This window comes from Streptococcus sp. ZY171113, assembly GCF_057748235.1.
On sequence record NZ_CM173243.1, the window covers coordinates 1,786,176 to 1,800,200 of the forward strand.

Here is a 14,025-nt window from a genome sequence, read left to right on the forward strand (position 1 = left end):
TCCTTTATTTATTTCCCACTCTCTCCTCATACATCTCAAACAGCCTAGCTACCGTCTCACTTTCAGTTAGCCAGGTTTTCTTGCCATCAACGAGTTTGGTCATGCCATAGGCTGCCATAACTGCTATATCATTGGCTTGGTGAGCTTTGCGGAGTTCAATGGGCATGGTCAGCTCATCATAAAGGTCGGCCAGACTGCTATCGGGGTAGAGGGCTCTAGCGTCTAAGATGGCCTGAGCAGTTTGAGCAATCTTGGCTTGACTGGCCTCATCTAAGTCTGGCCAAGGGAAATTGTTGTAAACAATCTTGGCAGAATAACGGTAATCACTCTTGAGCCGCCCCGCTACTGTCCGCATCCAAGCCATATGAACGTTAGAGGTCAGAACACCAAAATGGTAGAGGCTGGCGTCCTCAATAATCGTTGCCGAATCTGTCGGAACAACTGAGTCGTCAAGAAATCCTAACGGTATATAACGACGTCGTTCTGATGAAACCCTCGGAACAACAATATAACTTTGAGGATTCTTTAATTCTCTAAAAAGATGAGGGGTCTCAGCCAACTTTTGACGATCTGGTGCTCCATCTAACCGGTCGTGACGACAGGCTTCAATCCGCTGCAAAACCAGGGGCATGGAACGCAGTTGAGACGGACTAAGACCGACCAACCAGAGGCAATAGCGAGGTTTATTATTGATAAACTCAACTGCCCCTGTTAATTTCTTGATATACGGTAAAGCCTTGGGCTCACGCTTGATAAACTCCTCGTAATCTTCTGCTTCGATAATAAGATGACCCCCATCAGCTGGTCGGTTGCCTGTTGTCATTTTGGGAACTGGAGAAATCGGCTGACTACGACTGTCTAAAAATACGGTTTGACCGGCTTGCAGGTAGGGGTTAATCTCTACCACCTTTTCAAAGTGGTCACCAGTATAAAGCCGTCTGGTCTGCTCTGCTATGTCAGCCGTCAGGCTGGAAGAGGAAAAACCAATAATCACACAATGAACGGCCGCCTTGTTTTTGGCTTCACTGTTCCAAACAAAGGATTGGTAGGCAAAATCAATAGTCATTCCAAATCTGTGATAAAGAGGAGTAAAAACGCTAGACACCTGGTCTCCTTGAGTGATGGAGTTGGTGGACACTAAAGCCGTTTTGATGGCAGTTCCCACCATGAGTTGGCAAGCCTTAAAGTACCAACCCGCCACCAAGTCAATCTTGCCCGCTGTCTTGTAGGGCTTACCGTTTTGATCGACATAAACCGCTTTTAGGGCTTCTTTTTGCTCCTTGGTCTGGAGGGAGTAGCCAACAAACGGTGGGTTGCCAATGATGTAGCGGAGTTTAGTCTTATCAACAACGGTCTCCCAGTCGGTGGTTAGGGCATTACCGTGGACGATGTGAGTATAGGATTTGAGAGGGAGAAAGTCAATGTTAGCAAAGACGATTTCCTTGGTTGCCTCAAGCATTTGGCTCTCTGCAATCCAGAGAGCGGTCTTAGCCACCGAAACAGCAAAATCGTTAATCTCGATACCGTAGAACTGGTTGAGTTTAACCTTGACCAAATCCTGGCCAGTATCAAGATAGACCTTGTCACCCATATAGAGCTTGATGGCCTCGTTTTCCAAACGTCTGAGGGCAATGTAGGTCTCCGTCAGGAAATTTCCAGACCCACAGGCAGGGTCAAAAAAGGTCAGGCTGGCCAGTTTGTTTTGGAACTGCTTGGCCTTTTGCTCGACCGTCGTTGCCTGCTTGAACTGGCGAATGGTATTGAGTTCCTCCTTGAGCTCGTCAAGAAAAAGTGGGTCGATAACCTTGTGGATGTTTTCAATGGACGTGTAGTGCATGCCCCCACTTCTGCGGGTCTCAGGGTTGAGGGTGCTCTCAAAAACCGCTCCGAAAATGGTCGGACTGATGTCTGACCAGTCAAAGTTTGAGCTGGCATGTTCCAAAATCAGCTGTCGCAATTCCTCCGTAACATTTGGGATTTCAATCTGCTTCTCCGCAAACATGCCTCCATTGACATAGGGAAAGGCTGCTAAATCAGGGGCCAGATAGGGATCACGCTCCGCCAGAGGCGTGTCCAACACTTCAAAAAGCTCAATCAAACCCTTGCGGAAATGAGTGGCCGAAAACTGAGCCAGATAATCATGAAAAGCTAACTTATGCCCAAAAAGACCTGAGTCCTCAGCGTAAAGGCAGAAAACCAGACGGACGATGAGCTGGTTGATGGCGTGTAAGGTCTCAGGGCTATCAGGAGTGATGTACTGCTTAAGCAAACCATCGTAAATTTCGCCCACGATTTCCCCCGCCTGCATGGAGATGGCCATCTCCCGCTCCAGGTGCTCATTGGTCTTGTCAATTAAAAACTCCAAGCGATAGGATTCCGTCGCCAAATCTGCCAACTTGATGACGGTGGCTTCACTATTAGGCTGTTCCATATCATAGATATAAAACTCCCTAAAGTTACAGGTTACAATCCAACGTGGTCTCTGAGAATAGGGCAGATTAGCCGAATATCGTTTGGCCTGCTGGAAAGGCGTTAAAAAGGACCCATCTGATTGCTTTATGGCCTTGTTGAGGTCCTTGTTCGCCCCCTTTTGTTCGATAAGGACCTTGGTTTTTTCGATGTAACCGTCAATAAAACTGGTGTGGTCCAGCATGACCTTGTCCTCAAAAGTGATGTAACTGCTTGGATTCTCAATCCCATAAACTGACCCCAGCAAATCCAACCAGAAAGACTGACTGTCCTGACGTTCATTTCCTCGACCTGTCCACCGCTCGATAAAGGCCTTGGCCTGTTTCTTTTGTTCTCGTAAGTCCATAATGCACCTCGTCTATTCTTTATTAATTATACCACAAAAGCCCTTGGTAGAGGGCTTTGTACAATATCTAACAATTAGTAGAGACTATCGAGTATGTAAAACCAAGTAAATGCTTAATTATTTCTTTTTATGCAATCGCCTACTAGAATTATATTTCACATATTTAACATCTTTAACGACCTCATCCTTAACATCCTCATCCTCTTTTTCTATCAAATAGGGATGAGTGCGAGTCAAGGAATCTATAAGATAAAATATCCCAATTGATATCAAAATCGCACTTACTAGTGCAAGAAACTGCAAGAGAAAATAATCTCGAAAAATAGAATTATCAACTTGATTTAGAGAAAATTCCCAAATTTCATAGCCCATCAACTTCTGTTTATTTTCAGACATGATATTATAAATGAATAAGGATACTAGTGAAAATAATTTCAATTTCGCAAATAATTGTCTCCCTTGTACACTTAGTTTGACTTCTTTAGCAGCATATCTTTGGTAATTCAAATAAACAAAATCATCTAATATTAAAATGATTACTGCTGGGAAAAACCAAACTACAATATCTATTTTAACCCAATTTATCATCCATATATAGAGAAGTATGCCTCCCCCCATAGTTACAAAATAATATAATTCCTTATAAGAAACACCAAACTGTCTATATAAAAATAACCTCAAATACAAGAACGTATAATAAGCAAATGAACCAGGTAATATAACTACCCATGAAACTTCCTGAAGGAGTTCTTCTAATATGGCAGATAAAACAGCTAAAAATAAGACTGTTGATAATAATTCTGCAAACCAATAAAATTTACCGGACTTTTGTTCACCAAACAGGAAGTATTCTATACCAATACCATTGTAAAATCTCGTGATTAATAGATACCGTAATGTTACAACTAAAATAGCGAGTATAACAGATGTTAAGCCATTTTCGATATTGACTTTAAAAAAAGTTACCCCCCAGAAGAAAAATAAACTGACAATATCTGCAAGAATATGTGCTTGGACTTTTCGCTCAATTAACCAATTTGACAAAAAACTAACTGATAAATCAAAACATAGTAAAAATATTATGTTCCATGTATTCCAATTTAGATAAAATGTCCATATAAGAAAAAAAGAAGGGAGCAAGTGACAGATGAATGACAAAACACTAAATCTTTTATCATTTATTTTAGCAGTATATTTACTGATCAAATAAGACTTTATTATGGAAAATACTATTAACAAAACAAATACCACAATTTGCTTCTGATTTGAAAATTCCAATAAGGTTCTAAATGATACTTTTCCAATAAGATATGTCGCTATTATTATAAATGATATATTTGGCCATGGAAACCATAAATACCAGGTCTCTCTTACTTTTTTACCATCTAGTAATTCTAAAAATGAATTTTCAAATTTAGTCAGTATATTTCTCACTCTTATCCCCTACTTCCTCGCCACAAAAAACCACCGTTTGCTGGTCTCTGTCGGCTCTTTGTCCTCAAAATCAGCATAGACCTTAACATCGGTAAAGCCTGCCTGCTCCAAGAGAATGTCGTAGGTCAGAAGCTCGTAGGTCCGCTCCTCGTGGAGTTCATCATGGCGGCTAAAGTTGCCATCCGCCTCCTTGATAAAGAAGGTCAGCTCATGGACCACCGAGTGGGGGGCCTCATCGGCATAGGTGTCCCAAACCATGGCAAAGTCCTCGGCATTTTCATGGTGGGCATAGCCTGGAAAGACCTCATCGGTCTGGTAGATCGAGTGGACGTCAAAGATGAAAGTACCACCCTCATTGAGATGAGCGTAAACCTGGGCAAAGGCGTCGCCCATCTCTACCTCGTCGGCCAGGTAGCAGAGGCTATCCGAGTAGCAGGTCACCAAATCAAAGGTCCCAACCCCGCTCAAATCCAGCATGTTGCCCGCCACAAAATCGACCGCTACCTTGGCAGAGGCCGCCCGCCGCTTGGCCAGCTCCAACATCTCCACGCTCAGGTCCAAGCCCGTCACCACAAAGCCTGCTTGGGCGAACCGCACCGACTGGATGCCCGTCCCACAGGCCAGCTCCAGCACCCTTTCTCCCTTTGGTTTTTTAGGAAAATGGCGGAGCGAAAAGTCTGTCCACAGGTCGTACAAACTATCGTCCATAATGGCATCGTAAATGGCTGCAAAGGTCTCGTAATTTTTAGTCATGTTTTTTCCTCTAAAAAGAGGCAGGAACTCTCGTTCTCGCCTAATTTTTTATGCAATATAGGCTGACACATCCACCAAAGGTGCTTCGTGCCAGAGTTTTTCCAGGTTGTAGTGGGCACGGTCTTCATCGGTAAAGATGTGGACGATAACGTCGTTGAGGTCCAGAAGGACCCAACCGCCCTTGCTGTCGCCTTCCATGTGACTGGCATCAACACCAGCCTCTTTGACTTTCTCACGAATGTTGTCGGCCAGAGCCTCCAACTGACGGGAGTTGGTCGCTGTCATGATGACAAAGTAGTCGGTCATGCTGGTCAAGCCAGCCAAATCAAGGGCCACGATGTCTTCGGCCCGTTTTTCGTCCGCCGCTTTCACGACGAGTTCTACTAATTCTTGTTTGGTCATAAATGCCTCATTATTCTAAATCTAATTTTGTAAAAATCTCACGCTCATCTTGGTCAAAGGCTTCAAAGCCTAAAGCATTCAAGAGATGGGCCATCTTGTCATTGCCTTTGACATAATCCACCCGCACATGGTTACAAACTGGGTGTTGTTTAGCCAGGTCAATGACGGTTGCCAGCACCTGACGCCCGTAACCTTTTCCTTGATGGGCTTGGTCAATCATCAGCCGCCAGACCATGTACTGCTTATCGTCCTCGTCAATGTCAATCAGCAAGAAACCAACCACCTGGTCTCCTTCCCAAACCGCATAGGGGAAGACATCGCCATTGTCACGGTAGAGCCAGCATTCTGCTAAAGAACGAGCGTTTGAAGCCACGAAGGCCTGGTCAGGCTCAGCCACCGTCAGGTTAAGCACCTGATAAAAACTGATCTCATCAACTGGTTTCACTTCAATCATCTAGCAATTCCTCAAAGCTGGCCACCCTGGCCACAGACCATTCCCAAACCTGCTCGTGGTAGGCGATGAGGTCGGCGGCCGCAAAGGGTCCTAAGTCCGTAGTGGTGGTGCCGTCCTTGACGATGCCCACCTGGTAACCCAGTTCAAAGGCCACCTTGGCCGTGGCGTCGATGCAGAAATTGGTCTGCATGCCCACCAAAATCAACCGCTCCACGCCCAGTTGGATCAGGACCGCCTGCAAGTCAGTTCCCTTAAAGGCTGAGTTGTAGGCCTTGTTGAGGACGATGTCTCCCTCTTTGGGGGCAATGGCAGAGCTGATTTGCCAGCCCTCGCTCCCTTCCACAAATTCCTCGTTGGTGTGGCGGATGTAGATGACTGGCAGGCCTTTCTGCCTAGCGGTCTCAATCATATCTGCCCAGTCTATCAAGCGGTCGGCGATAGCATAGGGTTGCTCATCAATCAGCAGATTCTGGACGTCAATGACCAGTAGGGCTGTCTTAGTCATGCAGGTACCTCACATAGCTGTTGTAGGTCTCCAGGGTCTGGGGATAGATGGGGAAACCATTTTGGGCCAGATAGGCCACTGTCCGAGCGGTTTCGTAGGCCACAGCCTTGTCCAAATCTTCTTTGGCCAGGTCACGGGCGGTCTCCACACCAGGGAAATCCCGTCCCTCTTCGATGTAGTCGGCCACATAGAGGACCTTGTCCAAGAGGGTCATATCGCCTGAACCCACCGTGTGAACGGCGATGGCTTGCAAAATGGTCTCATCGGTCAGGCCAAACTTTTCCGCAATCAGGTAGCGGCCGACCAAACCATGCCAGACATTGTTGCCCCAGGTTTTGAGGGCTGGGTCCAGCTGGTAGCGGTCAATCAGGTCTAAGAAAACCTGATCAGGCTGCTCCTTGGCATAGTCATGGAGGAGGGCTGCTAGGCTGGCCTTGATAGGGTCGCAACCGTAGCGGTCGGCCAGTTCCAAGGCAGCTGTTTCAACGCCCAAAACATGGCGAAAACGATCCTCGCTCATCTGCTCGGCTATTTCCCCTAAAAGCTCCTCACGAGAGCAAAACAAATAGTCGGCGTAGGTCATCGGTAGAGCCCCTCTTCCTCGATGTAGTCCAGGACCTCGTGGGGCAGGAGGTAATTGGGGGTGCGGCCGGCCTTGATGAAGTCACGCACCGTGGTCGAGGAGATGTCCATGAGGGGCACGTCCACCCAGATAACGGGGTAGGAGGTGCCAGCCTTGTAGCGGGGACGCTGGACGCCCACGAACTGGACCAGCTCAATCAGCTCGTCGATGCGGTGCCACTTGGGCAGGTAGTCCACCATGTCCGCCCCGATGATAAAGTAATAATCGGTGTCGGGATTGGCCTCGGTCAAAAGCTTCATGGTGTCGTAAGTGTAGGAAATGCCCTTTCGTTCCAGCTCGATGGTCTCGATGGCCAGGCCCTCCACACCAGCAATGGCCCGCTTGAGCATCTCCAGGCGGTGGGTTTCCGAGATGGTTTCCTTCTTGTCCACATGGGGTGGGGTGTACTCAGGCATGAGGTAAACCGCATCCAGGCCCAGCTGCTGGCGAACCTGATCAGCCACAATCAGGTGGGCGTTGTGGACAGGGTTAAAGTTGCCACCCAAAATCCCCACCTGACGGCGGTTGCTGTCCTTGCTTTCCGTTTCCAGATCCACCTTGGTAAAGGGGGTCAAGAGTTCTAGTGCCATAGCCGTCTCCTAACCCTGGCTCTTGATGGCCTTGACCTTTGGCGAGAGCTTGCGGTTCTCCTTCTTGGACGACTCCTTGTAGAGGATGAGGATGCGGCCGATTTTCAGGACCGTGTCCACACCGATTTCGTCTTCCAGGATTTCCGCCACCTCATGGATGTCCTCGTCCGTGTTCTGGAGCAGGGTCACCTTGATTAGCTCACGAGCGTCCAAGGCATGGCGAACGCTGGTCTTGATTTGGTCATTGAGGCCGTTCTTACCGATCTGGATGATGGGTTTCAGGCTGTGGGCTTCCGACTTGAGGAAGGCCCGTTGTTTGGATGTTAAACTCATAGTTTTTCTTTCTTTTTTGGGAAATAGCAGAGCTAGTCAGCTGGTTGGTCCAGCCAGCTCTGAGGGGGATGGTTCAATCTGTAAATGCCCACATAAGGCTGTTCAAGGTAGGTTCCTGTATAGGTCTCATAGAGGTAGGCGGTGCCTGCCCCACCTGTCCGATGATGAAAAACCAGACGGGTATAGGGCTGGACAGCTGGGCTATCGTTGACACTCTCTTGGCGGGTCCTGCGGGCCGTTCTCAGTTCTGCCAGCAAGGCCGCAATCTGTTCAGGCTGGTCCAAACCAACCGTCCCCTCATCACTAACCAGGCTGACGGCCACCAGCTCATCAGCAGCTGGCAAGGACGGGGCTGGCCCAGGCCAGAACCAGTAAAGCCCTGCCAGACCTAACAAGGTTAGTAGGAACAGTAACACCTTTTTCATGGGCAAGCCTCCTAGATGATGGCCTTGCGTTTGATTACGGCAACACCTTTTGGTGCCCAGGCAACCAGTTTGGCTGGGGAGCCGACCCGAATCCAGCCCAGACCTGAGAAGACGATGTCCGATTTTTCAGTCACCGTGAACTCATGGGCAACTAATTCTGGGAAATCGGCCAAGTCTTTGCTGGACGGCGGAATCAAGAGCCCGCCGACATGCTTGGCATAGAAAGCGTCAGCCCCAGCTAACTTGGTCCGATGGATATCTAGGTTGTTGTCAAAATAGGCTGTGAAGCCCTGCTTTTCCCCCGAAACATAGTCAAACCGAGCCAAACCGCCCAAAAAGAGGGTCTGGTCAGGGTTGAGCTGGTAGGTTTTGGGCTTGATTTCCTTTTTTGGAGTGACCAGCTTGAGGGCCTTGTCGGACAGGTAGTGGGCCATCTGATGGCGGTGGATGATACCAGGCGTGTCGTAGATGTGGCTGCCGTCGTCCAGCGGAATCTCGATTTTGTCCAAGGTCGTGCCAGGAAAGCGACTGGTCGTGATGACGTCCTTGTCGCCCGTGATTTCCTGAATGATGGCGTTGATGAGGGTGGATTTGCCCACGTTGGTCACGCCGACCACATAGACGTCACGGCCTTTTCGCAACTGGTCAATCTTGGCAATCAGGTCGGTGATGGCCTGCTTGTTCTGGGCAGAGGTCAAGAGAACATCCAGAGGCCGCAGGCCCTCTTCGTGGGCCCGCTCGGTCAGCCACTGGGTCACCTTGCCGTCCTTGACAGACTTGGGCAGGATGTCCTTTTTGTTGCCGACCAAGAGGATGTCATTGCCCGACACAAAACGGGCCAGACCAGGAATGACCGAGCCGTTGAAGTCGAAAATATCCACCACATTGACCACCAAAGCCTCGCTGTCCCCCACCTCGTTGAGGAGTTTGAGGAAGTCGTCGTCCGAGATGGAGACGTCGGTGATGTCGTTGTAGTGGCGGAGCCTGAAACAGCGTTGGCAGTAAAGCTCGCCAGTTTCCAGGCCCTTGTCCAGGGCTGATTTTGGAGTGAAGCCTAGGCCAGCCTTATCAGCTGTCTGAATGGCCACCCCGCAACCGATACAGAGTAAATTTTCCATAAAATTAGTGTCTCTTCTTTCTGATGAGGTGCTCGACAATGCCGATGAGAAGCTGAGCCAATAAACTTGCCGCCATAATGGTCCAAAAGGACCACTCACGATTGAGCAGACCAAAAATGATGCCAAAAACAAGAATGGTTAGACCACCATGCAAAACAAATTTCTTAAGCAAATTCATCCTAACGTGCTAAATACTATCCTTGTAGTCAAAGGGACCGTACTGGGCTTCAATCTTAGCCTTGACCCGCCGTTCCCGCCAGCGGTTAATCTTAGTGTTCCAGGCATCTGAGGTCACCAAAGGCTTGACCAAGATGGAGCGAATACCTGCCCGATGGGCAGCCCGAATATCGGTCATGAGCTGGTCACCGACCATGACCACCTCGTCGCGGTCAAAACCGTAGGCCGTGATGGCCTTGTTAATGCCGTGGGCAAAAGGTTTCATGGCTCGACTGATAAAGTCCACGCCGAATTGTTCAACTGCCCGCTGAACACGGGCATGCTTGTTGTTGGAAACGACCACGACTGGCAGGCCAGCCTCGGTCATCTCATCCAGCCAGGCCCGCAATTCTGGGGTGCCATCTGGATTGTTCCAGGCAATCAGGGTGTTGTCCAAGTCCACCAAAACCGCCTTGATGCCCTGCTCCCGCAGGACATCTGGCCGCAAATCATAAACAGCATTGACCACGAAGGTCGGTATATAGTCTTCTATACTCAAGATGTTACTCCAAAAATTGATGTTTCCCTTTATTATAGCATACTCTAGCAAAAAAGACTAGGAAACCCTAGCCTTTAGAGGAAGCTGGCGCAGCCTCTCTTTTCAAGTTCTGCCAACTCACCAGGAAGACCGCCATCAGAATGAGGGCCATGCCCAGCAAATCAATCAGATAAAAGGACTCCTTGAGGAGAACAAGGGCGAAAAAGATGGCTGCTACAGGCTCGATAGAAGCCAGCAGACTCCCCTTGACTAGCCCAACCAGGCTGACCCCTTGAGAAATAGGGTATAGGCTGCGATGGTTCCGATGCCGATAATGCCCACATAGGCTGGCAGGGTCTCCAGTGACAGCTGGCTTGGGTAGCGCCAGGCTTGCGTCAGCACTGGGAAGACCAAGCCACCAAACAACATCCCCAAGCCAATAACTGGCAGACTTCCCCAGCGCTTAATCAAACCTACTGGCAAAAGGATGTAGGCCGCATAGGTGACCGCCGACAAGAGCCCATAGGTCAAACCAATTGGGGTGACCGCCAAACTGGTTAACTGCCCACGCGTTGCCATGATGACCGTCCCCCCAAGGGCAAAAACTATAGCCGCCAACTCCGTCTTAGTCGGAAAACGTTTAGTCTTTAGACAGACAAAAGCTAAGATTAACACTGGCGTCATGTACTGAAGGACTGTTGCGGTGCCTGCATTGGTGTAGCGGATGGCCTGAAGGTAGGCGTACTGGTTGAGAATAAGGCCCAGTAGGCTAAAGGCTACCAAACCAATGAGAGTGGTACGATCACTCAGCATCTGCTTCAATTTGGCTGGCTCTCTGATGGCTACCAGGGCAACCAGGACCAGACCCGAAATCAAAAGCCGCAAACTGGTCAAGAGGTTAACATGCAGGCCTTGGGTCATCAAAAACTGGCCACTGACCCCTGAAATCCCCCAAAAAGATGCGGCCAAGAGGGTCAGGACACTTCCCTTCATCGACGGTGACATCGGCCATCTCCTTCTTCTTTCTTGTTGAGCAGCGGCGAAAATTACCAGCAGACTGAGACCAACCCCAGGAACCTGAGAACCGCTAACTTTGTTATAAAACAAAGGGGCGTAGTCTGATGGGAGGGCAACCCCTACGCTCAATCCCATCCATTATAGCATAAATTAAGGGGCCTTGCAGGACCGATAAAAAATTGCCAACCCTCACGGGTTGGCAATCTTGTGTCATGCTTAGAAAATCAAGCCATGCAGGATAGCAGCCAAGACACCACCGATTACTGGACCAAGAACTGGTACCAAGGCGTAGCCCCAGTCAGAGTCACCCTTATGTTTGAGTGGCAAGATGTGATGGATGATACGAGGACCGAGGTCACGAGCTGGGTTGAGGGCGTAACCTGTTGTTCCACCAAGTGACAAACCGATTGACAGGATCAAACCACCAACGATCATTGGCCCAAAACCTGGTGCCAACTCATGAAGGCCAAAGCTCATGATGGCAAAGATAAGGACAAAGGTACCAACGATTTCACCGATGTAGTTTGAAGCCGTGTCACGGATAGCTGGACCAGTTGAGAAGGTCGCAAGCACCGCACCAGTGTCTTCTGTCGCATCGTAGTGTGGCTTGTAGAACTGCCATACAATCAATTGCCCCAAGAAGGCACCCAAGAATTGGGCCAAGATGTAAGGCACAACAGATGACCACGGAGTGTTTCCTGCTACTGCCATCGCGATGGTCACCGCAGGGTTAAAGTGAGCACCTGGTGTTAATTTACCGAAGGTGAAGACGGACATGGCAACTGCCAAGGCCCAACCAAAGGTGATGACAATCCAACCGGCATTGTTGTTTTTAGTCTTGTTGAGCACAACACCTGCAACAACCCCGTTACCAAGGAGGATCAGCATCGCTGTTCCTAAAAATTCACCAAGCAATTCATTCATTAACATTGTCTTTTCCTCGTTTCTTTATTAATACATTTATCATAGACCAGGAAAACCCTTTCAACAGGAGGACAAATCCTTAAACCTGTCCCCTATTTGAGGTCTGCCAAATCGTTCTTGTCCAAGGTCTCCTGCAACTGGGCAGTCTGGGCCGCTACTTCTTCTGCTGACCAGTCATAGTAGGCCGCCATTTCAGCAATCACATCCTCCTTGATAGCGTCCAGTTCTGTCCGCATAAAGAGCATGTAGTTGGTGCGACGCAACAAGTAATCCACTGGCGTTAAGGCCATTTCCTCACGCAAGGCATAGTGAAGCGAGAGCAGGTCGCGTTGGTTGAGCGCCGTCACAGGTTCAACAGTCTCTTTTAAGGCAAATACTGCTGGCGCATTTGAGCCATACAGGTTGGCCAAGTAGAGGGCATCTACTTCAGAAAGCCCCACTACCACTCCCTCTTGGGCTAGCGCTTGGATTTCCGCCTCAACATTTGAAGCATCCAGCTCACCACCAGAAACCTTGTAGGTACTAGAGTCAATCAACTGGTAGTCACGACCGAACTCTTCCTTGAGCAGACGGACAATCTCTTCCATGGCACCTTCTGCCATCTTGCGGAAGTCCGTAATCTTACCACCAGCTAGGGTTAGAAGACCATTCTCATCGCGGTCAAAGCTGGAACCACGAGAAACAGCGGATGGGTCCAGAGTCTTTTCAGAGGCACTGGTGTCCAGTTTGCTTAAATCACGCTCCACGTCGTCACGGGATTTTTCATTGTTGAGATAGCCCTTGACCGTTGCAATCAGCTGGTCAAAGCTCTCATCACTGAGTTTGCCGTTGTTACCACCATTGTAGTCCGAAGAGCCGTTACCTGACAGAAGCGGACGTAGGCCCACCCAGCCAGACTCGATGTCTTGAACCGTCAGCTTGACCTCTGGGTAGCGGTTGTTAACCACCTTGAGCAGGTAGTCCACATCTTCCTTGGTCACCCGTGGGTCAGCCAAGTCACCCTTGTAGTCGGTATCAGTCGTTCCAAAGTAGGTCTTGTTCTCCCGCGGCAGGACGAAAATCATGCGGCCATCACCCAAACCGGTGTCAAAATAGGTTGGCTGTGGCACAGACAAACGGCTGCTGTCCACCACCAGGTGAACCCCCTTGGTTGGACGCATCTGGTAGACCCCAGAGCCTTCACCACCCAGGTTACGCACCTCATCGCTCCAAGGGCCTGCTGTGTTAATCACCAGACGGGCCTTGATATCAAAGGTGTCACCCGTCAACAGGTCGCGAGCAGTGATACCGACCACCTTGCCTGAGGCATCCTTGATAAAGGCCTCGGCCTTAACCCGGCTAGCAATCAGAGCACCATCCGTATTGGCCCGCTTGATGTTTTCGATGACCAGACGGGCATCGTTGTTGCGGTAGTCCAAATAAGCACCACCACCCAAGAGCCCCTCTTTTTTCAGATGAGGTTCACGTTCCAGAACTTCTTCTGCCGTCAACAGCTTGTTGGCATAAGGCCCATCTTGCACCCCTGCCAAGAGGTCATAGAGGTCCATGGCTACCTTGAGGCGGAAGAGGCTAAAGGTTGAGCCTGGTTCATCATAGACTGGCAAAAGCATCGGGTCTGGCTTTGGAATATGAGGAGCAATGCCCTGAACCACCGCCCGTTCGGACACAGTATCTGACACCACTTCAACGTCAAATTGTTTGAGGTAGCGCAGACCACCATGAACCAATTTGGTTGAACGGCTAGAGGTTCCCTCGGCAAAATCCTGCATCTCAATCAAGGCCGTCTCCAAGCCACTAGCAGCTGCCTGAACAGCCACACCAGCACCGGTGATTCCCCCTCCAATAATCAACAGGTCTAACTCTTTTTCTTGCATGCCAACAATGGCCTGTTGGCGACTTGCTTTTGAAAAACTCATCTTGTCCTCTTTCTAAGCGACTA

General features: G+C 49.3%; 15 protein-coding genes and 1 pseudogene. All 16 read right to left on the reverse strand.

Annotation, left to right across the window (positions count from 1 at the left end):
- Window positions 1-4: 4 nt before the first annotated feature.
- The 16 genes and pseudogenes from AC3ARB_RS08470 to glpO all read right to left on the reverse strand — a co-directional run bounded on the left by AC3ARB_RS08470 (window position 5) and on the right by glpO (window position 14,002).
- Complete coding sequence (locus AC3ARB_RS08470; RefSeq protein WP_488320134.1) at window positions 5-2,815, reverse strand: DNA methyltransferase; 2,811 nt, start codon at window positions 2,813-2,815, stop codon at window positions 5-7.
- 117 nt (window positions 2,816-2,932) lie between these two features.
- Window positions 2,933-4,249 carry a hypothetical protein gene (locus AC3ARB_RS08475; protein WP_488320135.1) on the reverse strand — a complete coding sequence of 439 codons (1,317 nt, stop codon included), beginning with the start codon at window positions 4,247-4,249 and terminating at the stop codon, window positions 2,933-2,935.
- A gap of 9 nt (window positions 4,250-4,258) precedes the next feature.
- On the reverse strand, window positions 4,259-5,002 hold the full coding sequence (locus AC3ARB_RS08480; RefSeq protein ID WP_488320136.1) for a class I SAM-dependent DNA methyltransferase: 744 nt from the start codon (window positions 5,000-5,002) through the stop codon (window positions 4,259-4,261).
- 48 nt (window positions 5,003-5,050) lie between these two features.
- The gene (rsfS, locus tag AC3ARB_RS08485) at window positions 5,051-5,404 is read right to left on the reverse strand and encodes a ribosome silencing factor (RefSeq protein ID WP_488320137.1); all 354 of its coding nucleotides are present in this window, start codon (window positions 5,402-5,404) and stop codon (window positions 5,051-5,053) included.
- A gap of 10 nt (window positions 5,405-5,414) precedes the next feature.
- Window positions 5,415-5,858: a GNAT family N-acetyltransferase gene (locus tag AC3ARB_RS08490; RefSeq protein WP_488320138.1), complete on the reverse strand. Its 444-nt coding sequence runs from the start codon at window positions 5,856-5,858 to the stop codon at window positions 5,415-5,417.
- Window positions 5,851-6,363, reverse strand: a complete 513-nt coding sequence (locus tag AC3ARB_RS08495) for a cysteine hydrolase family protein (RefSeq protein ID WP_488320139.1) — start codon at window positions 6,361-6,363, stop codon at window positions 5,851-5,853. Before AC3ARB_RS08495 ends, AC3ARB_RS08490 begins: the two co-directional genes overlap by 8 nt.
- Complete coding sequence (gene yqeK, locus AC3ARB_RS08500; RefSeq protein WP_488320140.1) at window positions 6,356-6,946, reverse strand: bis(5'-nucleosyl)-tetraphosphatase (symmetrical) YqeK; 591 nt, start codon at window positions 6,944-6,946, stop codon at window positions 6,356-6,358. Before yqeK ends, AC3ARB_RS08495 begins: the two co-directional genes overlap by 8 nt.
- Window positions 6,943-7,575, reverse strand: coding sequence for a nicotinate-nucleotide adenylyltransferase (locus AC3ARB_RS08505; protein WP_488320141.1), 633 nt, complete (start codon window positions 7,573-7,575; stop codon window positions 6,943-6,945). The genes yqeK and AC3ARB_RS08505 overlap by 4 nt, the downstream gene beginning before the upstream one ends.
- A gap of 9 nt (window positions 7,576-7,584) precedes the next feature.
- On the reverse strand, window positions 7,585-7,908 hold the full coding sequence (gene yhbY / locus AC3ARB_RS08510) for a ribosome assembly RNA-binding protein YhbY (protein WP_488320142.1): 324 nt from the start codon (window positions 7,906-7,908) through the stop codon (window positions 7,585-7,587).
- A 32-nt stretch (window positions 7,909-7,940) separates the two neighbouring features.
- Window positions 7,941-8,333, reverse strand: a complete 393-nt coding sequence (locus AC3ARB_RS08515; RefSeq protein WP_488320143.1) for a DUF5301 domain-containing protein — start codon at window positions 8,331-8,333, stop codon at window positions 7,941-7,943.
- A gap of 11 nt (window positions 8,334-8,344) precedes the next feature.
- Window positions 8,345-9,451, reverse strand: a complete 1,107-nt coding sequence (gene yqeH / locus AC3ARB_RS08520) for a ribosome biogenesis GTPase YqeH (RefSeq protein ID WP_488320144.1) — start codon at window positions 9,449-9,451, stop codon at window positions 8,345-8,347.
- 4 nt (window positions 9,452-9,455) lie between these two features.
- Window positions 9,456-9,623 carry a hypothetical protein gene (locus tag AC3ARB_RS08525; RefSeq protein WP_488320145.1) on the reverse strand — a complete coding sequence of 56 codons (168 nt, stop codon included), beginning with the start codon at window positions 9,621-9,623 and terminating at the stop codon, window positions 9,456-9,458.
- A gap of 15 nt (window positions 9,624-9,638) precedes the next feature.
- Window positions 9,639-10,187 (reverse strand): YqeG family HAD IIIA-type phosphatase, encoded by a 549-nt coding sequence (locus AC3ARB_RS08530; protein WP_488321553.1) that lies wholly within the window; start codon window positions 10,185-10,187, stop codon window positions 9,639-9,641.
- Between the two features lie 46 nt (window positions 10,188-10,233).
- Window positions 10,234-11,150: pseudogene (locus AC3ARB_RS08535) on the reverse strand (DMT family transporter).
- A 228-nt stretch (window positions 11,151-11,378) separates the two neighbouring features.
- Window positions 11,379-12,092, reverse strand: a complete 714-nt coding sequence (locus AC3ARB_RS08540; RefSeq protein ID WP_488320146.1) for an MIP/aquaporin family protein — start codon at window positions 12,090-12,092, stop codon at window positions 11,379-11,381.
- An 86-nt stretch (window positions 12,093-12,178) separates the two neighbouring features.
- Entirely contained in the window at window positions 12,179-14,002 is a 1,824-nt protein-coding gene (glpO, locus tag AC3ARB_RS08545; protein WP_488320147.1) for a type 1 glycerol-3-phosphate oxidase, read from the reverse strand.
- Between the last annotated feature and the right edge of the window lie 23 nt (window positions 14,003-14,025).

Coding starts and splice junctions, on each gene's coding strand:
- AC3ARB_RS08470 (WP_488320134.1), bottom strand. CDS start 2,815: ATGGACTTACGAGAACAAAAGAAACAGGCCAAGGCCTTTATCGAGCGG.
- AC3ARB_RS08480 (WP_488320136.1), bottom strand. CDS start 5,002: ATGACTAAAAATTACGAGACCTTTGCAGCCATTTACGATGCCATTATG.
- rsfS (WP_488320137.1), bottom strand. CDS start 5,404: ATGACCAAACAAGAATTAGTAGAACTCGTCGTGAAAGCGGCGGACGAA.
- AC3ARB_RS08490 (WP_488320138.1), bottom strand. CDS start 5,858: ATGATTGAAGTGAAACCAGTTGATGAGATCAGTTTTTATCAGGTGCTT.
- AC3ARB_RS08495 (WP_488320139.1), bottom strand. CDS start 6,363: ATGACTAAGACAGCCCTACTGGTCATTGACGTCCAGAATCTGCTGATT.
- yqeK (WP_488320140.1), bottom strand. CDS start 6,946: ATGACCTACGCCGACTATTTGTTTTGCTCTCGTGAGGAGCTTTTAGGG.
- AC3ARB_RS08505 (WP_488320141.1), bottom strand. CDS start 7,575: ATGGCACTAGAACTCTTGACCCCCTTTACCAAGGTGGATCTGGAAACG.
- yhbY (WP_488320142.1), bottom strand. CDS start 7,908: ATGAGTTTAACATCCAAACAACGGGCCTTCCTCAAGTCGGAAGCCCAC.
- AC3ARB_RS08515 (WP_488320143.1), bottom strand. CDS start 8,333: ATGAAAAAGGTGTTACTGTTCCTACTAACCTTGTTAGGTCTGGCAGGG.
- yqeH (WP_488320144.1), bottom strand. CDS start 9,451: ATGGAAAATTTACTCTGTATCGGTTGCGGGGTGGCCATTCAGACAGCT.
- AC3ARB_RS08540 (WP_488320146.1), bottom strand. CDS start 12,092: ATGTTAATGAATGAATTGCTTGGTGAATTTTTAGGAACAGCGATGCTG.
- glpO (WP_488320147.1), bottom strand. CDS start 14,002: ATGAGTTTTTCAAAAGCAAGTCGCCAACAGGCCATTGTTGGCATGCAA.